Genomic DNA, 18,649 nt, shown 5'->3' on the forward strand with positions numbered 1-18,649 from the left:
CCGAGCGCGTGCAGATAGACGGGTACTCCGCTCAAGCGATCCTCCTGGGAGACGCCGGCATGCCGATCGGAGCGAGTAGCACCGACACCGCGATACCCAACGCAAGCGTGCCGCCGAAGCTGCGCAGCGCCGGCATCGCGCTCAACCCTAGCAGGCCGAACGAGAGCAGTGTCGTCGCCGCCGATAGCAGCACGCCGGTCCACACCGCACCGAGGTCGGCGTCGGGGCGCCCCGCACCTTCGCGCAGAAATACCGCGTAATTCGCCCCGACGCCGAGTACCAGCATCAGCGCGAGCCAGTTGAACAGATTGAGCGGTACGCCTGCATAACCGAACACCGAGAGCGTTACGCCGACCGCGAGCATGACCGGCAGCGCCGTCGCGAGACCACCGCGCAATGTGTAACGCCACATCAGCAAACCAAGGACCAGTACCAGTGCACCTGCGAGCCACAGCCCACTGTCGACACGGTACGCACCGAAGAGACGCGACACGCTCGCTGCCTTGTCGACGAAAACCACCTGCGGCAACGCACTGGCAATGGCGATCAGCGCCGCTTCGTTCGCGGTCGTCACGCGCCGCGGCATCACGAGCGCCGCATAACCGCCCGCGCGCCCGTCGATCTCACCCACGTTGCCCAACCACAAATGACGGAACGGCCGCGACCAGGGTGCGGCGAGCCAGTTGTCGATACCGAGCGCCGTCCCGGCCGATTTCGTATAGGCCGCGAGCCACGTGGTTGCGACCTCGTCGCGAAAGCCCGCGTCGTCCAGCAGCGTACCCAGTTTCGCCGGATCGGCGAACACACGCTGTGCGAGCAGCCGGCGGTCGTCGGCTTGCTGTTTCGCCGACGGCACAAACGACGTCACCGATTGCCAGCCGTCCACTCCCTGGGGCCATGCAGCGCGTCCAGTTTCGCGCCAAGCATCTCTGCGCGCTCCAGCACGGCTTCGGGCGTCGCACCGCGCACGACGAAAAATTGCGCCGTGCTGTCGACGCCGGTCGCCTCGCGGACCTCGCGCTCCTGTGCGACCAGCGCCGGGTCACGCTGAATCAACAGATGGATGTCGTCGTCGCTCGTGAGGCGCATCCAGCCCGGCGCCGCGGCGACCAGCAGCAGCGCCGCGACGACCCCTGCGCGCCGTCCGCCGATCGCAGCGTGCCAGCGTGCGAGCAGCCTTGCCGCTGCATTGAAAAGTGCGCGCGGGCTGCGCTTCGGTGCAGTGGTGAGCAGCGTGGGCAACAACCACAATACGGACGCGAACGCGGTGCAGATGCCGACAATCGCAAAACACGCGATCTGCTTCAACGCTGGAAACGGTACCCATGCAAGAATCGCGTAGCCAAGCAGACTCGTCGACAGTGCGACGCCCAGTGCCGGGCGCACCGCGCGTGCGCCACGTCGCGCATCCCAGTTGCGCCGCGTGCCGAGATAGACGACAAAGTACTGAATCGAGTAATCGACCGCCTCGCCGATCAGACTCGCGCCGAACACCAGTGTCAGCAGGTGTAGCTTGCCGAACACCAGCATCGTCACCGCAAGCGCGCAGACGACGCCCAGTGCCGTCGAGAGGAAACCGAACAGCAGCAATCGCGGCGAGCGGAACACCCATAGCATCAGCAGCGCAATGCCGCACACCGACACGGCGCCGATCAGATGCACCTCGCGCTCCGACGCGCTGCGCGCCGCCTCCGCATAGAACACGGCGCCCGTACGCGCGACGGTCACATCGGGAAACGTCTGACGTAGCACCGCCGTGCCGTGTGCGACCGCGTCGAGCACCGCACGCTGTGTCTTCGCTTCATAGGCTGAGCCGGGTAGCGTAGCGAGCACCAGCACGCTGGTGCTGGCACCCGTCACAAGCGTCGCAGTGCCGCGATGGGCGACCAGCAGACCGTCTTCGATACCGAGATTCGAGGTGGCAAGCGGCAACCTCGCGAGCCAATGTTCGAGCCAGCCGAACGGATCGTCGGCGAGCGGCGTGGCAAGACCGCTGCGCAGCGGGTTGTAGAGGCGCGCGGCCAGTGCATCGTGCAGCGAGACCCCAGGATCCGCGAGCGTTGCGCGGTCCGTCGGGGTGAGCAGGCCGAAGCGATACGGCAGATATAGCGCAGCGATACTCGACAGATCGAACGGCGGAAGCTCCGCGGTTACCGAGCGAAACGCGCCGCTTGTGGTGAGCGATGCTCCGAGCTGCCGCGCCGCTGCCTTTGCATGCGCAGCATCGTGACTCGTGACGAGCAACACAGTGCGGTCGCCCAGCGATGCAGCGAGCGTATTGACGGCCTGTTCGGCCACAGGGTCGACTTCGGTGGCGGGCAGCAGCGCGAGCAGATCGGTCTGCAACGGCGATGGCCCCGCGAAGCGCCATGCGCAGTAGCAAGAGGCCGCGAGTGCGAGCACCAGCCACGCGGCGCGTATCGCCCACGTTTTTCTGGCGCCGCGCTGTTGCAGCCGTTCCATCAGGGCGCTCCGAACAGGGTACGTTCGGCAGGCGTCGGTGCCTCGACCGGGGTCGTGTTCGCGAAGTCGAGCTGGGTGGCGTCGCCGTTCGCGAACGCGATGTGCAGCGTCTGCAGGTAGGTGCCGCCCGTCATTTGCAGCGAGCGGATCGATTGTGCGAGCTGCGGCTGGTTCGGCGTGAGCTGCATGCGCCATTGTGCGAACGTGCCCTGCGCATGCACGTCGAACTGCGAATAGAGGGACGACAGGTCGCCGCCAAGCATCGCGCGCATCATCCGCGATACCTGCGCGACGCCGCGCGTGCCGGACGCGGTTTGTGTGGCGATGCGCTGGCCCTGCGGGTTGACTTCAACGACGCCCGTGTCGGTAATCACGTAAGTGGCTTTGTAGGGCGACTCGATCTGCCAGATCACGCCAAGCGCGCGAACGAACAGCAGCGAGCCCCTGCTGACGAGCGGTTGCTTCATCGCGGACAGCGTCTGGGTCTGCGTGAAGCGCGCACGAATGCCTGGCGCCTGCCCGAGATGCGCGGCGATCTGCGCAACGAGTGCGCTATCGGGGGCCGCAGCGGACGGCGGTGCCGCTGCCGCGAACGCAGTTGTCCCGGGCACGCAAGCCGCGACGAACAGCGTTGCGATCGCCGCACGCAGCGTCAGCGAGACCATGCGCGCTCCAGCTTTTCGAATACGACTGGCGGCGACACGAACTGCAACTCCTGGCTCGTGGCGTCGACGGCCACCTGAATGGTGTAGCCCTTCGTCAGCCGCTCGCCCGATACACAGTCGACGATCTCGTAGCCGATCTTCAGGCGGTTCTCGTGTTCGAGCAACTCGGCGTGCACGTCGACGCGCTGTCCGTACACCGCGGGCCGCACGTACTTCAGATGCGCCTCGACGACCGGCCACAGATAACCCGACGCCTGCATCTCACGATAGTCGTAGTCGAATGCGCGCAGCAACGCGACCCGGCCGATCTCGAAGTACTTCAGATAATGACCGTGCCAGCATACGTTCATTGCATCGACGTCGTGAAACGGCACCTCGACAGTGGCGCTCGCGCTCAGGACCGGGCGTGGATCAGCCATGCCGCCTGCCCTCCACCGTGTCGCCGACCAGCGCGCAATCTGCGATTCGTGCGGTCAATGCACGCAGGTCCGGCTCCAGCGCACGATCCTCATCGACGAACGGCGACTGCGCGCTCACGCTGTCGACGAAATCGCGCAGCGGCGCGGGGAGCGGCGTGCCGTTGCTGCGCAAACGCAGCTGTGCGGCCTGCACGGTCGCGAGCGTATGGGCGGCCGCGACCTGCTCGGTCAGCTCGAGGATGCGCAAACAATCGCGCGCGGCGATCGTACCCATGCTGACCTTGTCCTGGTTGTGTGCTTCGGTCGAACGCGAAAACACGCTCGCGGGCATCGTCAGTTTCAGTGCCTCGGCGGTCCATGCCGACGACGATATCTGCACGGCCTTGAAGCCGTGGTTGATCGGCGCACGCGCGGGCGCAGCACCCGTCAGGTTGCGCGGCAAGCCATTGTTGAACTTGTCGTCGACGAGCAGCGCGATCTGACGATCCATCAGGTCCGCGAGGTTGGCGACCGCCGTTTTCAGCGCATCCATCGCGAACGCGATATGACCGCCGTAGAAGTTGCCGCCGTGCAGCACGCGTTCGCCGTCGGGGTCGACCAGCGGATTGTCGTTCGCGCTGTTCAGTTCGTTCTCGATGTCGCGGCGCACCCATGACAGCGCGTCGCGCGCAACACCGATTACATGCGGCGCACAGCGGATCGAATAGCGGTCCTGCAGACGATGCCCAGGCGTATCGTCGCGGCCAGCGAGATCCGCCCGAATCCACGCGGCGGCTTCCATCTGCCCCGCGTGCGGCTTCGCTTCGAATAACAGCGCATCGAAATGCGCGGCGCGGCCGTCGAGCGCGACCGTCGACAGCGCGGTGAGGCGCGCGGCAAGCCGCGTCAGATGTTCGGCGCGAACAAAGGCGAGACACGCGAGACCGGTCATCACTGCCGTGCCGTTCATCAGCGCAAGGCCCTCTTTCGGCGCCAGCGTGAGTGGCGTGAGACCGAGCGCGGCCCATACGCCAGCTGCGTCGCGCAATCCGCCTTTGAACAGCACGTCACGCTCGCCGACCAGCGCCGCAGCGACATACGACAGCGGCGTCAGGTCGCCGCTCGCACCGACCGACCCTTCGGATGGAATGCGCGGCAACACACGGTGGTTAATCAGATCGGCCAATCGTTCGAGCAACACGGGGCGCACACCCGACAAGCCATAGGCCAGCGAGTTAAGCCGCGCGACGATCACGGCGAGCGTCTGCGCGTCGTCGAGGTGCTGACCCATGCCGCAGCCGTGGTAGCGCGTGAGCTGCAATGGCAGCGCCTCGACGAGATGGGGCGGCACGTCGACGACGCACGCGTCGCCATAGCCTGTATTCACGCCATAAACCGTCGCACCCGACGCGAGATACCGGCGCAGGAAGTCCGCGCCGCGCTCGATGCGCGCGCGCCACGTGGGGTCGCCGCTGAGCGCAACGGGCACACGCCGCTGCGCGATCGCGACGACTTCTTCGATCGTCAGACGGCGGCCGCCGATCGTCACAACACGCGTCGCGTCGACCTGGGCAACGCTTGAGGCAAATCCGTCACCGGTCAGATCATGCTCCGCCATTCGCCTCTCCGTTGCTGCGGTCCGAAAAAAATGCTTCTGTGGCGCGTTCCGCTGAAAGCGCCGTTGATGCGTGCCCTGAAGAAGATGCCTCTAACGCATGTTCCCTGGGAGGCACCTCCGGGGCTTGCTCCGAAGGACGCTCTCCTCGCGCGCGTCCGGACGGACGTGCGCCAGGGGCAGGCGCCCAGAAATCGAAGAAGTTGAACCATTGGTAGGGTGCCTTGCGGCAATAGTGTTCGAGACGCGTCGCATAGCGTTGCGCCCACGCGGCGATATGCTGCTTGCGCTCGCGGCGCGGCAGATCGATACGTTCGGCGAATGGCTCGAAATACAGCCGGTAGCGTTGGCCCGCGCCATCACGCTCCTTCAGGCAAAAGAACAGATAGACCGGACAACCGAGCGCGTGCGCAAGCACGTAAGGTCCCTGCGCAAACGGCGCGGTCGCGCCGAGAAACTGCGCGTCGGTCGTGCGGCCGGATTCGAGCGCCGGCACGCGATCGCCTACGATCACCAGTAGCTCGCCTGCATCGATGCGCTCCTGCATCATCATCGAGGTTTCCGGGCCGAAGTCGCGGACCTCGATCAGGCGCCGCGAAAACTCGCTGTTCGCGGACGCGAGCACGCGGTTGAAGCGCCGCGCGTGCTCGGTGTAGACGACGGCACTCACCTTGGCGTGCGCACCGCGCGCAGCGAGCGCGCGCGTCATTTCCAGGTTGCCGAGGTGGGCGCCGATCACGAGCGCGCCGCGGCCGCTCGCCACGAGCGAGTCGAACGCGCTGGAATCGTCGAATGCAGCGTCGGCAAGCTTCACATGGCCTGACCATGCAGCCAGCTTGTCGAGTCCCGAACGCGCGAACTCGAGCATCTGCCGGTAGGCGCTGCGCCAACCGGGTCGTGGCGTGTCTAGATCCGGCGCGGCATGTTCGAGACGCGTGAAGTACTGGCGCGATGCGGCGCGCGCAGCACGGCCCGTCAAGAGAAAATACCCGACGATGGGATGCAGCCACAACGCGGTGAAACGGATACCGAAGAGCCGACAGCTCAGGGCAAGCAGCCCCATACCGATCGAGCTACCGCGCTCTGCAATACGCCACCATTGCTGCGTACCGGCGTGGGTATCGGTCTGAACAGCGGCCTGAACATCGGCTTGCGCTGCGACAGACTGTGCTGCGGCAGGCGCACGCCGCGGCATCACCTTGTGCGCAAGCAGCACTGGCAAACGCAACAACATGCCGGCGACGAGCCACGTATGGCTGCGACTGATGCGCACGTTGTCCCACAGCACGTCGAAGTGCGATACACCGTCGGCGGCATAGGTCACGCGCGTCGGAATCGAATGGAACGCGACGCGGCGCCAGTGCAGCCGCACAAGAATCGCGATGTCGAAATCCATGCGAGTCGGCAGCGCGACGCTGTCGATCAACGCACACGCGATGTCGAGCGGGTACAGACGAAAGCCGCACATCGAATCGCGAATCTCCAGCGACAGTGTTTCGATCCATACCCACACGTGCGTCGCATAACGACCGTACAGTCGCGCCTTCGGCACGCTCGCGTCGTACACCGGGCGACCGAGAATCACGGTGGCCGGCGCGGCACGCGCGGCGTCGATGAAAAGCGGTACATCGGCGGCATCGTGCTGGCCATCGGCATCGATCTGCAATGCGTGTGTGAAGCCGGCCGCGCGCGCGGCACGCAGGCCGGCCATCACCGCCGCACCCTTGCCGCCGTTCGCCGGCAAACGGAGTAGCGTCAACTGCGCCGGGTATTGCACGGCGAGCGCAAGCAACACCTCGCGAGTCGCATCGTCGCTGCCGTCGTCGACGACGAAGAACGGCAAACCGTGCACCGCGAGTCGCGCGAGCGTATCGCCGATCGCATCCTTATGGTTATAGATCGGGATGACGATGCAGGGAGCGAAGCTCATACCTGCTCCCGATAGACGATCACACCCGATGCGCAATCGCGTTCGCCAAGCCGGTAACCGAACTGCACGCGACGGCGTGCGGCATCGTGTGCGAGCGTCAGATGCAATACCGCACCTGGTGGGACCGGAACGAGAAATTTCAGACGATCGATCGAGGCGACTTCGCGCACGTTCGTGAAATGTTCCGACGCGAGCCGGATGGCCCAGTCGATCTGCACCACGCCTGGCAAGATAGGTAGGCCCGGAAAGTGGCCGTCGAAATGCACGAGACCCGGCGGCACACGCAACTCGTAGCGCAATGCGTCGCCGTCGCGTGTTTCGGCGAGGACTTCGGCGCCGTCCGCGCGGGCGTCGAATGCGGCCGCGACTGCCGCGGCCGGCAGCTTGCCGCGCGCGTCGAATGGCAGTGCCATCCGGAAACGCCAGTAGCGCGGCAGGGCGACCACGTCGAAGTACGCGGCCAGATAGCGGCGCAGGGTCTTCGCTAATGCGACGCGACCACCCGCGTGCAATGCGTCGCGGCCCGCAGCACTCAATGCGACCAGTGCGCCAACCCGTTCGCGCGTCGCACCGGCAAGCGGTGTGATCGCGACCTGCGCGACGTGCGGATGCGCGGCGAGGCGCATCTCGAGCTCCGGTAGCGACACGCGCTTGCCATCGAGTTTGACCACGCGATCGAGCCGGCCCTGCAGCCGGAACCGGCCATCGGCATCGAGCGCAATCGCGTCGTCGGTACGGTGCCAACGGTCATGGCCCAGATGCGGTGAGCGCACGTTCAGCGCGCCGTCGTCAGCGCGCCTCACGTCGACGCCGAACACGGGTGTCCACGCCGCGCGCTCGTTCTGCCGGCGCCAGGCAATGCCGCCAGTTTCCGTGCTGCCATAGATTTCGATGGGCGCCGCGCCGAACGCGGCTGCATACACGAGCGCAGTCGCTTCATCGAGTGGGCCACCCGACGAGAAAAACGCGCGCGGCGCCGGAGCAAGCGCTGCGAACCCCTCGAGCTCGGGCCAGCGCGACAGTTGTGCGGGCGTCGACACCACGAGTGCCGCCCCGACTTCCGCGAGCCGTGCCTGCAACTGCTGCGGATCGAGCGTCAACCCACGGTCGAACGCGTGGCCCGCCGCGAGTGGCCACAGCACGCGAAACAATAGCCCGTAGATGTGGTGGTGCGGCACGCTCGCAAGCATCGCCGCGTCGCCCGCGAGCGCGCCCCACTCCGTTTCGAGGGTGCGCACCTCGGCATCGAACTGGGCAAGCGTCTTGTGAATGGGCTTCGGTGTGCCGCTGCTGCCGGAGGTGAAGAGCGTCAACGGTGCCTGCGGGTCGATCGCCAGACCCCTTGCCGATGCGCCCGGCGCGTCCGGCGCGTCCGGCGAAAACGACACAGCGCACAGCGCCGGCATGTCGGCGTCGGTAAGCACCGCATCGTACGCATCGGCCAGATCGGCCAGATAGCCGGGTGTCGCGCTCGCGGGAATAACCGGCGTCTTGCCGCACGCAAAGAGCGCGAACAGCACACAGGCAAAATCGAACGGGTCGCCGATGCACAGCGCGACGCGCTGCGCGCTGTGCGTATGCAATATGGCAACCGCCGCAAGCGAACGTGCACGAAAGGCAGCATGGTCGCGCACCGCGGCGCCGTCCCAGCATACCGGCGTCGAAGGAGCACGCGCCGCGGGCGGCGCGCTCAACAGATCGTGCAACGCGATCATGCGATCTCCGAGCGGGCGGCGCGTGGCAACACCACCAGATAGCGCCATGCGATCTCGCCGACCAGCAGCAACCCAATCAACCCATAGGAGATCGCGCCGTTGTACAGCGACCAGGCGTCGCGCGCCCAGTAGAGCCCGGTGTAGGCGGAGAACGCGCCATTCAGTACGAAGAACCCGCACCAGATCTGCGTAACGCGGCGTGTGTGATGCACGGCATGCTCGCTCAGGGCAGGTGTACGCAGGCGGGCGAATTTTTCTATCATCGACGGCCCGCGCACAAGTGTCGCGCCGAAAGCGACGAGCAGGCCGAGATTGACGAGCGAAGGGTAAAGACGCAGCAGCATCTCACTGTTGGTCGCGACGATCGCAGCCGACACAACGCTCAGCACACCGGCGACGCACCAGTCGATCGCCGTGAGCCGTCGCAGCGACGTGGCGACGCTACCCTTGCCGATCCAGCGCTGCAACCACAGCAGCACGAATAACATGCAGCCGATGTAGCGCGGCGCATCCCAGTGCCACGCGCCCAGGATCAAGGCCGGATAGGCGAGCTTCAGCGCGACCTGCGCGATACCGCTCCAGACGCGCCCGCGTGCGGGCGCCGTTGCGGGCGCAACCGCGAGCGTGGCATGCCCGGCCTCGGGCGCCGGTCCGGTGGAGGGCGCTACGCGACCTGCCGCCTGGTGGTCCTGGCCCTGGGCGCGGGTGCGCATCGTCTGCATCAGCCCTGCGCTGCGAGCAGCGATTCGACTGCGCGGATCACATCGCTGACCGTACGCACTGATTTGAACTCGTCCGGCTTGATGCGGCGACCGGTCATTTCCTGCAGCTTGATCGCGAGGTCGACTGCATCGATGCTGTCGAGATCGAGATCTTCGAACAGGTTTGCATCGGGCGTCACACGCTCTGGTTCGATCGCGAAGTTCTCGTTGAAGATGGCGCGAATACGCTCAAGAATCTCTGCATCGGTCACGATTTACTCCCCTTTCCTGACTGCTTCGTCCGCTGCGTGTGCAGCGTCTCGCTGGCTGGCGACCAGCGCCGCAAGTGTGTTGATCGAACGGAAATGCTCTCGCGTGCGCTCGTCGTTCGCCGCGATCGTCAATTGATATTTCTTGCGCAGCACGATACCGATCTCGAGCGCATCAATCGAATCGAGACCGACACCGTCCGTGTCGAACAGCGGCGCATCGTCGTCGATGTCCGCCGGGCTCAGGTCTTCCAGATCGAGTGCCTCGATCAGAAGCTGCTTAATTTCCAGTTTTAAAGAATCCATAATCGAACAGGTGCCGGGTGATATGTGCTTCGATTGCGCTGGTCACGGTGCGCGCGGCAAGCGCCGGCGCCGCGTCGCTTGCTGTCAGTTGCTCGATGCCGACCGGCTCGAGCACACTCACGCGCATCCGGAACGGACGCGGCGGCACGTCGTACCAGCGCATCTGCCGCGTGAACGCAGGCGGATCGCAATCCATCAGCACCGGCAGGATTGGCACATCCGCCTTCAGCGCCATGTGCGCGAAGCCGCGCGAGAACGCGTGCAGACGGTTCGGCGCGGGACTGCGCGTGCCCTCGGGAAAGATGATCATCGTGTAGCCCGCTGCGATCTGACGCGAACCGGCTTCGACGAGTTCGACCGGATCGGCATTGCTGACATATTCGGCGGCACGCACGATACCCCAGAAGCACGGGTTTCCCCAATGCGCGTTTTTCACTACGCAGCAGGCCCTAGGGGTCAGCGACAGCAGCACCACCACGTCGAGATAGGTCGGGTGGTTCGCAACGACGATCGCCGGCCGGCGGTTGCGCAACGCAGCCCCACCCCGCACATCGAGTTCCATCACTCCGATCCATTGCAGCGCCGCAACGAGCGCGCGAAAAAACTGGTGGATCACCAACGTCACGATGCGCTGCCGCGACGCGCGATGCGGCCAGAGCCACGCGATCGGAAACACGAGCAACGAGAACAGCAGCCCGCACACGCCGAATACGACGAAGCTCATACCGGTTGCAACCAGACGCCAGTAGTAGCCGATGCGGGTATTCATGCCGCCACTCCGTTCCAGCGCCACTGCCACCCCGCGCGCGGCCCGTGCCACGCGGTCGGCTCGCGGCGCTCCAGACAGCGCAGCACGGCTTCGCTCTGGGTAGGCAACGCAACAGATGCGAGCTCATCGGGCTGATCAGACTCATCGGCGCAAACCGTGCATTCGAGATGCCCGATAGCCTGGGAGTCCAGCAGAATCGCGAGCGCGCCGCCTTGCACTTCGTGTTCGACTGGACCGTAGATCGCATCAGCGGGCTCGTCCGCGTAAACGAGCAGCACCGGGCCACATGGATCACCGGCATATTGCGCGTGCGCTTCTAGCAGCGCGTAGCCGAGCGTTTCGACACCCGCCGACAGCGCGCTGGCAGGCGCATGATCGCCGCGCGCAATACTGAATATGCCGGGCATCGCGTTAAGCACGGAGAGACTGAAGGCGGTTGGCGAGACGGGTTCGCCGGCCGTGAGTGCATGGAGAATATCGGTGGTGCGCCGCAATTCGCCATGGCGGGACGCAAATACCACGCGTACCTCGCATTGCCGTGGCACGCAGTCGTGCGCCACTTTCAGCGCGGCGCGCGACAGTGTGCTCAGACGACGCCTGACCATCGGTTCGATAAAGCCGATATCGGGAGCGACGGCTGCTGTCGCGGGCCAGGAAGACCAGCGAGCAACCGGAATGGTCCAGTGCAGATCGGGCATGTCGGTGTTTGCGCGCATGAACGCTGCTGGCGCCTGACCGGAGGACGCCCGCTGTGGCGCAATGTGCGCGCACTCGCCAGGTCGTCACCGCCGGAGTCGATCCAGTCTTGTTCTCTTGTTTTATGGATTCAGTGAATTAACCGCACATGCCCCGTTTATTCAGGGCGGCGCGTTTCGCGTTTGGTCAGATTTCTATGTGTTCCCCGTAATGTGCCGAATCATAACGAATATTCGCCGGTAAATCAGCCTGAAAAAACGTATCTCTCTATATCCGTCTCGTTAGCGCGACGGAATGTCGACTGAATGTCAAAAGAGTGGCAAGCCGGTCAAAGAAGCATTGAAGCCTTAAACCTCTAACGCATGTCGGGCTTTAAGCGAGAGCCTTTCGATTACCCGACTACCGTCATGCCATACGCCGTTTCAATTCTTGACGCTTGAGTTTTGGCACAGTGCTAAAGCGACATCATTGCGTCGGCATGCCTGTGGAGCGGGCCGTCGGAAAATACCGCCGGGAAATAGCAACGGCCCCACAGGACTTGCACCTTGTGAGGCCGTTGATCTATTGATGTACTGATCTGGTGAAGCGTAGCTAGCTGTTGCCGTCGGACCGTTAGCGACCCGGAGGCGATTACTGCACCGTCTGCGCCGCGCCGACCGGCGCTGCTGCCGGCGCCTTGACCGGCGGCGCGCCAGGCACCGCAGACCCCGGCACCTCGTTCGACGCCCCACCGTTCTTATCGAGCGGAATCCGTACCGTACGCACCGTACCGTTGTTCAGCGGGAAAGCATCGAGCGCGCTGCGCGCCAGATAAGGCATCGCGCCGACCAGTGAGGGCTCATCGGTGGAAGTGCGGGCCGTCACGTTGTAGACCTCCTTGCCGGTCGCACGCTCGGTAAAGCGGATGCCGAGCGTATGCACGGACACCGGATAGTTCTGGTTCACGTAGCCAGCCGGGAACGGACCGTACGGCCCCCACGGGTCGAACGGACGGCCCCAATAACCGGGGAAAGGACCTGCCCACGGGTTGGCATAGACCGGTTCGGAAACCGTTACGGTGCCCGCCCGCGTCGAATACGTCAGGCCGACCAGATAACGGGCTTCAGCCGCATCGACGCGGCGGAATGCGTGGGTGGCGAGCTCGTCGGCAACCAGCTGTTCGTAAGTTGCCTGTTCAAGATTGTTCTGCTGCGCGGCGGTACGCGTAAACGCGTAAGTCCGCGTGGCGTCGCTGCTGCTCCAGTCGGAAAACGCCGTGACGCGGCTCGTCACGTAGGTCGTACAGCCGGAAAGCATCACGGTCAACGCCGCCAGCAACAGCGTCGCGCGCCGGGTCCATCGGTCCAGTTTCATGGTCGTCCTCGTCTTGCCTGTCATGGGTGTGCACATTGTGCAGCGGCCCGATAATACGCTGACCGGTCGAGTCGGTAAAAAGTTCGCCCGGCAGGACGCGCGGAGCCTTTGTACAATGGCGGTCTATGCCCGTCTCGCCCACCCGCGCAGGCCGGCTCCCCGAAAATCCCCTTACCCGTGGACATCATGGCAGATACCGCAACGCCCACCGTGATCCGGCGCGCCGACTACGCACCGCCGGCTTTCCTGATCGACACCGTCGCGCTGGAATTCGATCTCGTCCCAGAACGTACTGTCGTCAGGAATACGATGCGCGTGCGGCGCAATCCGGACGCGGCCCACGCAGCGCACTTCGAACTGATGGGCGAGCAGCTCGAGTTCGTCAGCGCGAGCATCGACGGTACGCCGCACAGCGCCGTGCGCACGCACGAGCATGGGCTGAGCGTCGATAACGTGCCGGACGCCTTCGAACTGACACTCGTGAGCCTCTGCAACCCGACGGAAAACACGACGCTGTCGGGTCTCTACGTATCGAGCGACAACTTCTTCACGCAGTGCGAGGCCGAGGGCTTTCGCCGCATCACGTACTTCCTCGATCGCCCCGATGTGATGGCGACCTACACGGTCACGCTGCGTGCGGACAAGGCCGCCTACCCGGTGCTGCTGTCCAACGGCAACCTGCTCGACGAAGGCGACCTGCCGGATGGCCGCCATTTTGCGCGCTGGGAAGACCCGTTCAGAAAGCCGAGCTACCTGTTCGCGCTGGTCGCGGGCAAGCTCGTCAAGCTCGAAGAGCGTGTGCGCAGCGGCTCGGGCAAAGAGAAGCTGCTGCAGGTGTGGGTCGAACCGCACGATCTCGACAAGACGCGTCACGCGATGGACTCGCTGATCAATTCGATTCGCTGGGATGAGCAGCGCTTTGGGCTCGAGCTCGATCTGGACCGCTTCATGATCGTTGCGGTCGGCGACTTCAACATGGGCGCGATGGAGAACAAGGGGCTCAACATCTTCAACACGAAGTACGTGCTGGCGAACCCCGAAACCGCCACCGACACCGACTTCGCGAACATCGAAGCCGTGGTCGGCCACGAGTACTTCCATAACTGGACCGGCAATCGCGTCACCTGTCGCGACTGGTTCCAGTTGAGCCTGAAGGAAGGGCTGACCGTGTTTCGCGACCAGGAGTTCTCCGCCGACATGGCAGGTGGAGCCACCGACGAAGCTGCGCGCGCAACCAAGCGCATCGAAGATGTCCGCGTGCTGCGCCAGATGCAGTTCGCCGAAGACGCGGGCCCGATGGCGCATCCGGTACGTCCGGAAAGCTACGTCGAGATCAACAACTTCTACACGATGACCGTCTACGAGAAAGGCTCGGAAGTCGTGCGGATGTATCAGACGCTGTTCGGTCGCGACGGTTTTCGCCGCGGCATGGACCTGTACTTCAAGCGGCATGACGGCCAGGCCGTGACCTGCGACGACTTCCGCCATGCGCTCGCCGATGCGAACGGCCGCGACCTCGCGCAGTTCGAGCGCTGGTACAGCCAGGCCGGTACGCCGCGCGTCACGGTCAGCACGCACTACGACGCCGCGCAACACCGCTATCGCGTGACGCTGTCGCAGGGTTACGGCGACGCCGCGCCGACCGCACGCGAAACGCAAAAAGGCCCGTTGCTGATTCCGTTCGCAATCGGGCTGATCGGTGCGAACGGTGCGGACCTGCCGCTGCGTCTCGAAGGCGAGACTGGGGCGTCTGGCACGACGCGCGTACTCGAGTTCACGCAGACCGAGCAGACCTTCACGTTCGTCGACATCGCTGAGAAACCACTGCCGTCGCTGTTGCGCAATTTCTCGGCGCCGGTGATCGTCGAGTACGACTATTCGGCTGAAGAGCTTGCGTTTCTGCTCGCCCACGACAGCGATCCGTTCAATCGTTGGGAAGCCGGCCAGCGGCTCGCGACGCGCGAACTGCTCAGCCTCGCAGCGCGTGCAGCAACGGGTGCGTCGTTGCAACTCGACGACTCGGTTGTCAATGCGTTCGCGCAGGTACTGACCGATGAAACGCTGTCGCCTTCGTTCCGCGAACTCGCGCTGATGCTGCCGTCGGAAACGTATCTCGCGGAACAGATGCCCGAGTCGAATCCGGCCGCTGTGCATACCGCGCGGCAGTTCGTGCGCCGCCGCCTCGCCGAAGCGCTCAAGAACGACTGGCTCGCGATCTACGAACGTCATCAAACGCCTGGTGACTACGAAGCGACGCCTGACGCAGGCGGTCATCGCGCGCTGAAGAATCTTGCGCTCGCCTACCTCGCCGAACTCGCCGACCCTGCCGATGCCGTACGGCTCGCCGGTGCGCAATACGACGCGGCGAACAACATGACCGACCGCGCCGCCGCGCTGTCCGCATTGCTCACTGCGGCAACGGCCGGCGACGGTCGCCGTGCGCAGGAAGCGCTCGAAGATTTCTATCGCCGCTTCGAAAAGGAACCGCTCGTCATCGACAAGTGGTTTGCGCTGCAAGCCACGCAACGCGGTTCGGCGCAGCGTCCGGTGATCGATATCGTGCGCGCATTGATGTCACATCCGGCGTTTAACCTGAAGAACCCGAATCGCGCGCGTTCGCTGATTTTCAGTTTCTGCGCGGCGAACCCCGCGCAGTTCCACGCGGAAGACGGCTCGGGTTACGCGTTCTGGGCGGACCAGGTGATCGCACTCGATGCACTGAACCCGCAGGTCGCCGCGCGGCTCGCGCGTTCGCTCGAACTGTGGCGCCGGTTCACACCGGCGCTGCGCGAGAAGATGCGCGGCGCGCTTGAAAAGGTTGCCGCGCAGGTGAAGTCGCGTGACGTGCGGGAGATTGTTGAGAAGGCGCTGGGCTAGCAGGTTCCGACGGTGTCGTTGGCCGGCTTGCCGCCGGCCCGCTCACCCTCCGCCGATCAGGCAAAAAGCCGGCACCTGTGGCCGGCTTTTTATCGTGTGAAGCGAAAACAGTTGCGCGCACCCGACGTAAAACTCGGGCAGGGCAACCCGAGCGGGTAAAATCGAGGGATTCCTCAGTCTTTCCGGAGCACTGCAATGGCTTTATCGCGACGTACCACTCTCACCAAGTATCTGATCGAGCAGCAGCGCGAGAACAACAACCTGCCCGCCGATCTGCGTCTCCTGATCGAAGTCGTGGCGCGCGCGTGCAAGGCGATCAGCTATCACGTCAGCAAGGGTGCGCTCGGCGATGCGCTCGGCACCGCCGGCAGCGAGAACGTGCAGGGCGAAGTGCAGAAGAAGCTCGACATCCTGTCGAACGAAATCCTGCTCGAAGCCAACGAATGGGGCGGCAACCTGGCCGGCATGGCATCGGAAGAAATGGAACAGTTCTTCCCGATCCCGGCGAACTATCCGAAGGGCGAATACCTGCTCGTGTTCGATCCGCTCGATGGCTCGTCGAACATCGACGTGAACGTGTCGATCGGCACGATCTTCTCGGTGCTGCGCTGCCCGGACGGCCAGCAGCCGACCGAACAGTCGTTCCTGCAGCCGGGCACCCGCCAGGTCGCGGCCGGCTACGCGGTGTACGGTCCGCAAACCGTGCTCGTGCTGACCACCGGCAACGGCGTGAACTGCTTCACGCTCGACCGCGAACTCGGGTCGTGGGTGCTCACGCAGAGCGAGATGCGCATTCCGGTCGAGACACGCGAATTCGCGATCAATGCATCGAACGAACGTCACTGGTACCCGCCCGTCCAGCAGTACGTCGGCGAACTGAAGGCCGGCACCGACGGCGCCCGTCAGGAGGACTTCAATATGCGCTGGATTGCATCGATGGTGGCCGACGTACACCGCATCCTGAATCGCGGCGGCATCTTCATGTACCCCGCCGACAGCCGCACACCCGACAAGCCCGGCAAGCTGCGCCTGATGTACGAAGCGAACCCGATGGCGTTTATCGTCGAGCAGGCGGGCGGCGCCGCGACCAACGGCCACAAGCGGATTCTCGATATCCAGCCGAAGAGCCTGCACGAGCGCGTTGCCGTGTTCCTCGGCTCGAAGAACGAGGTGGACCGCGTCACGCGCTACCATCTCGAGGCAAAAAGTTGATCGGCGGGGCTTGCCAAAGGATAGAAAGTATCCCTATAATCGCGGTTCTCTGATGCCGGAATAGCTCAGACGGTAGAGCAGCGCATTCGTAATGCGAAGGTCGGGGGTTCGATTCCTCTTTCCGGCACCAAATCGATATTCAGAAAAGCAGCTAGAAGTTCTCAGACCCGCGCCAGCCCTCAGGCTCCGCGGGTTTTTTGTATCGGTGGATCGCGCAGAATCACCCCCGCCGTGCCTCGTCTATCGCCTGATTTTCCGGACGGCGATTACCCGATCGCTGTCATCGAAATCAATCGCGATATACGCGTTGAAGTCGGCCGGTGCGTAGGCAGCGGGACTGTACGTCCATGTAGTCGCAGCGGAACCGGACGGAAACAGATCGATGCGGCCGCCAGGCGCGCCTAAAAGCGCTTCGACAGTCGCGGCCGATGTGCCGTCCGGGATAGCCGAACGAAGAGCCCGCCACCGGCGCGCCGTGCGCATACGCCAGCCCAGCAGTGCACCGATAAAGGCGCATACCAACGCAGATACCGCCACGATCTCAAACATAGTACGGCCTCGGTTCAGCAGTGCAATGATGCGACCCGTCACGGTGCTCGTGTCCATCATGGGCGACGGGCGCGGCCCATGTCGCTGACACCTGAAGTGCTTCCATGTCTGTCCGACTCCTGCAGAATTGCGGGTTACGAAGAAATCGCCGATCGCAGCCAGTTCTCAAAAGCGGTCGCGGCCTGCAAGCCGATGTTGTAATCCCGCGATCGAACGAGATAATAAGACGTCACTTCGACGCTGAATCGCTCACCATCGAAAGGCGCGATCAGTCGCCCATCGCGCAACTCTTGCGCAGCCAGAAGCTCGCTCTCCAGCACCACACCGAGACCATCGACTGCGGCGTCGATCGCCATCACCGAGCGATCGAGCCATAGCTCGTTGTCGAGCCGCACGTCCGCACATCCTGCCTGCCGCAAATACTCCGGCCACGTCAGCGCGTTCGACGAATGGATCAGCGTCGCACGCGCCAGATCCTGCGGCGCGCGCAACGCGAGTTCCTTTGCAAGTACGGGGCTGCACAAAGGACGCAACCGCTCAGTCAACAACGGCTCGACATCGAACTTCGACGTATGCGGTTGCCCATAGACGATCGCGATATCGAATCGCGTCGCCTCCAGATCGTCATGACCGGAGAGCGTGGACAAACGGATCCTCACGTCCGGATTGCTGCGCAGGAATTCGGGTAGTCGCGGTTGCAACCACTTGGCGGCGAAACTCGGACTAGATGCGACAACCAGATAACCACGCTGCGACTGCGGCGCGACCAGATTCGTCGCCTCGGCAATCACGCCAAATGCTCGCTCGATCTCGCGCGCATAGGCACGCCCCGCAGCCGTGAGCACCGCCCGCCCGGGATGCCGCTGAAACAGCGGCACACCCAGAAAATCCTCGAGCTGCTGAATCTGATGACTGACCGCGGACGGCGTCACCGCAAGTTCTTCCGCACCCAGCGCAAAACTGCCGCGCCGCGACGCGGCCTCGAATGCGACGAGCGCCTTGAGCGGCGGCAAGCGGGACTTCGAGGGGCTTCTAGTTGAGCTCATTTGATGGGCTGCTGAATTTTATGCGTTGGCGCCAACATGCTCGCCTTCCTAAGATGTTCTCTCACGGCGATCGACCCATGGAGCA

General features: G+C 64.2%; 15 protein-coding genes, 1 tRNA gene and 1 pseudogene. 3 read left to right on the forward strand and 14 right to left on the reverse strand.

Going from position 1 to position 18,649, the window contains the following annotated elements; genetic code table 11:
• Positions 1-31: 31 nt before the first annotated feature.
• The 12 genes and pseudogenes from FNZ07_RS28195 to FNZ07_RS28250 all read right to left on the reverse strand — a co-directional run bounded on the left by FNZ07_RS28195 (position 32) and on the right by FNZ07_RS28250 (position 12,880).
• A pseudogene (locus tag FNZ07_RS28195) lies at positions 32-2,463 on the reverse strand (MMPL family transporter).
• Positions 2,463-3,128 carry an outer membrane lipoprotein carrier protein LolA gene (locus tag FNZ07_RS28200; RefSeq protein WP_091011455.1) on the reverse strand — a complete coding sequence of 222 codons (666 nt, stop codon included), beginning with the start codon at positions 3,126-3,128 and terminating at the stop codon, positions 2,463-2,465. Before FNZ07_RS28200 ends, FNZ07_RS28195 begins: the two are co-directional and overlap by 1 nt.
• A complete protein-coding gene (locus FNZ07_RS28205; protein WP_091011454.1) occupies positions 3,116-3,547 on the reverse strand; it encodes an acyl-CoA thioesterase in 432 nt (143 codons plus the stop codon). Before FNZ07_RS28205 ends, FNZ07_RS28200 begins: the two co-directional genes overlap by 13 nt.
• Positions 3,540-5,144 carry an HAL/PAL/TAL family ammonia-lyase gene (locus FNZ07_RS28210; protein ID WP_091011453.1) on the reverse strand — a complete coding sequence of 535 codons (1,605 nt, stop codon included), beginning with the start codon at positions 5,142-5,144 and terminating at the stop codon, positions 3,540-3,542. Before FNZ07_RS28210 ends, FNZ07_RS28205 begins: the two co-directional genes overlap by 8 nt.
• On the reverse strand, positions 5,131-7,071 hold the full coding sequence (locus FNZ07_RS28215) for a glycosyltransferase family 2 protein (RefSeq protein ID WP_245811459.1): 1,941 nt from the start codon (positions 7,069-7,071) through the stop codon (positions 5,131-5,133). Before FNZ07_RS28215 ends, FNZ07_RS28210 begins: the two co-directional genes overlap by 14 nt.
• Positions 7,068-8,786 (reverse strand): AMP-binding protein, encoded by a 1,719-nt coding sequence (locus FNZ07_RS28220; RefSeq protein ID WP_091011452.1) that lies wholly within the window; start codon positions 8,784-8,786, stop codon positions 7,068-7,070. Before FNZ07_RS28220 ends, FNZ07_RS28215 begins: the two co-directional genes overlap by 4 nt.
• Positions 8,783-9,508, reverse strand: a complete 726-nt coding sequence (locus FNZ07_RS28225; protein ID WP_245811458.1) for a COG4648 family protein — start codon at positions 9,506-9,508, stop codon at positions 8,783-8,785. Before FNZ07_RS28225 ends, FNZ07_RS28220 begins: the two co-directional genes overlap by 4 nt.
• On the reverse strand, positions 9,508-9,759 hold the full coding sequence (locus FNZ07_RS28230) for an acyl carrier protein (RefSeq protein ID WP_091011451.1): 252 nt from the start codon (positions 9,757-9,759) through the stop codon (positions 9,508-9,510). Before FNZ07_RS28230 ends, FNZ07_RS28225 begins: the two co-directional genes overlap by 1 nt.
• 3 nt (positions 9,760-9,762) lie before the next feature.
• Positions 9,763-10,062, reverse strand: coding sequence for a phosphopantetheine-binding protein (locus FNZ07_RS28235; RefSeq protein WP_091011644.1), 300 nt, complete (start codon positions 10,060-10,062; stop codon positions 9,763-9,765).
• Positions 10,037-10,831: a 1-acyl-sn-glycerol-3-phosphate acyltransferase gene (locus FNZ07_RS28240; RefSeq protein WP_091011450.1), complete on the reverse strand. Its 795-nt coding sequence runs from the start codon at positions 10,829-10,831 to the stop codon at positions 10,037-10,039. Before FNZ07_RS28240 ends, FNZ07_RS28235 begins: the two co-directional genes overlap by 26 nt.
• Positions 10,828-11,529, reverse strand: a complete 702-nt coding sequence (locus FNZ07_RS28245) for a beta-ketoacyl synthase chain length factor (protein ID WP_091011643.1) — start codon at positions 11,527-11,529, stop codon at positions 10,828-10,830. Before FNZ07_RS28245 ends, FNZ07_RS28240 begins: the two co-directional genes overlap by 4 nt.
• Positions 11,530-12,157: 628 nt before the next feature.
• Complete coding sequence (locus FNZ07_RS28250; protein ID WP_091011449.1) at positions 12,158-12,880, reverse strand: DUF4136 domain-containing protein; 723 nt, start codon at positions 12,878-12,880, stop codon at positions 12,158-12,160.
• 186 nt (positions 12,881-13,066) lie between these two features.
• On the opposite strand from FNZ07_RS28250, the gene pepN reads away from it, so the two are divergent.
• From pepN to FNZ07_RS28265, 3 genes are all read left to right on the forward strand, one after another.
• Positions 13,067-15,757, forward strand: coding sequence for an aminopeptidase N (gene pepN / locus FNZ07_RS28255; protein ID WP_091011448.1), 2,691 nt, complete (start codon positions 13,067-13,069; stop codon positions 15,755-15,757).
• 195 nt (positions 15,758-15,952) lie between these two features.
• Positions 15,953-16,969 (forward strand): class 1 fructose-bisphosphatase, encoded by a 1,017-nt coding sequence (locus FNZ07_RS28260; RefSeq protein ID WP_091011447.1) that lies wholly within the window; start codon positions 15,953-15,955, stop codon positions 16,967-16,969.
• Between the two features lie 54 nt (positions 16,970-17,023).
• Positions 17,024-17,099 (forward strand) — tRNA-Thr (locus tag FNZ07_RS28265).
• 110 nt (positions 17,100-17,209) lie between these two features.
• Here the strand turns inward: FNZ07_RS28265 and FNZ07_RS28270 are convergent.
• Positions 17,210-17,518, reverse strand: a complete 309-nt coding sequence (locus FNZ07_RS28270) for a hypothetical protein (protein ID WP_143098056.1) — start codon at positions 17,516-17,518, stop codon at positions 17,210-17,212.
• A 134-nt stretch (positions 17,519-17,652) separates the two neighbouring features.
• Positions 17,653-18,564, reverse strand: coding sequence for a LysR substrate-binding domain-containing protein (locus FNZ07_RS28275; protein ID WP_091011445.1), 912 nt, complete (start codon positions 18,562-18,564; stop codon positions 17,653-17,655).
• Between the last annotated feature and the right edge of the window lie 85 nt (positions 18,565-18,649).

It is taken from the genome of Paraburkholderia megapolitana (assembly GCF_007556815.1).
GTDB classification, from domain to species: Bacteria; Pseudomonadota; Gammaproteobacteria; order Burkholderiales; family Burkholderiaceae; genus Paraburkholderia; species Paraburkholderia megapolitana.

Coding starts and splice junctions, on each gene's coding strand:
- FNZ07_RS28215 (WP_245811459.1), bottom strand. CDS start 7,071: ATGAGCTTCGCTCCCTGCATCGTCATCCCGATCTATAACCATAAGGAT.
- FNZ07_RS28260 (WP_091011447.1), top strand. CDS start 15,953: ATGGCTTTATCGCGACGTACCACTCTCACCAAGTATCTGATCGAGCAG.
- FNZ07_RS28225 (WP_245811458.1), bottom strand. CDS start 9,508: ATGCAGACGATGCGCACCCGCGCCCAGGGCCAGGACCACCAGGCGGCA.
- FNZ07_RS28220 (WP_091011452.1), bottom strand. CDS start 8,786: ATGATCGCGTTGCACGATCTGTTGAGCGCGCCGCCCGCGGCGCGTGCT.
- pepN (WP_091011448.1), top strand. CDS start 13,067: ATGGCAGATACCGCAACGCCCACCGTGATCCGGCGCGCCGACTACGCA.
- FNZ07_RS28275 (WP_091011445.1), bottom strand. CDS start 18,564: ATGAGCTCAACTAGAAGCCCCTCGAAGTCCCGCTTGCCGCCGCTCAAG.
- FNZ07_RS28250 (WP_091011449.1), bottom strand. CDS start 12,880: ATGAAACTGGACCGATGGACCCGGCGCGCGACGCTGTTGCTGGCGGCG.
- FNZ07_RS28210 (WP_091011453.1), bottom strand. CDS start 5,144: ATGGCGGAGCATGATCTGACCGGTGACGGATTTGCCTCAAGCGTTGCC.
- FNZ07_RS28270 (WP_143098056.1), bottom strand. CDS start 17,518: ATGTTTGAGATCGTGGCGGTATCTGCGTTGGTATGCGCCTTTATCGGT.
- FNZ07_RS28235 (WP_091011644.1), bottom strand. CDS start 10,062: ATGGATTCTTTAAAACTGGAAATTAAGCAGCTTCTGATCGAGGCACTC.
- FNZ07_RS28240 (WP_091011450.1), bottom strand. CDS start 10,831: ATGAATACCCGCATCGGCTACTACTGGCGTCTGGTTGCAACCGGTATG.
- FNZ07_RS28245 (WP_091011643.1), bottom strand. CDS start 11,529: ATGCCCGATCTGCACTGGACCATTCCGGTTGCTCGCTGGTCTTCCTGG.
- FNZ07_RS28205 (WP_091011454.1), bottom strand. CDS start 3,547: ATGGCTGATCCACGCCCGGTCCTGAGCGCGAGCGCCACTGTCGAGGTG.
- FNZ07_RS28200 (WP_091011455.1), bottom strand. CDS start 3,128: ATGGTCTCGCTGACGCTGCGTGCGGCGATCGCAACGCTGTTCGTCGCG.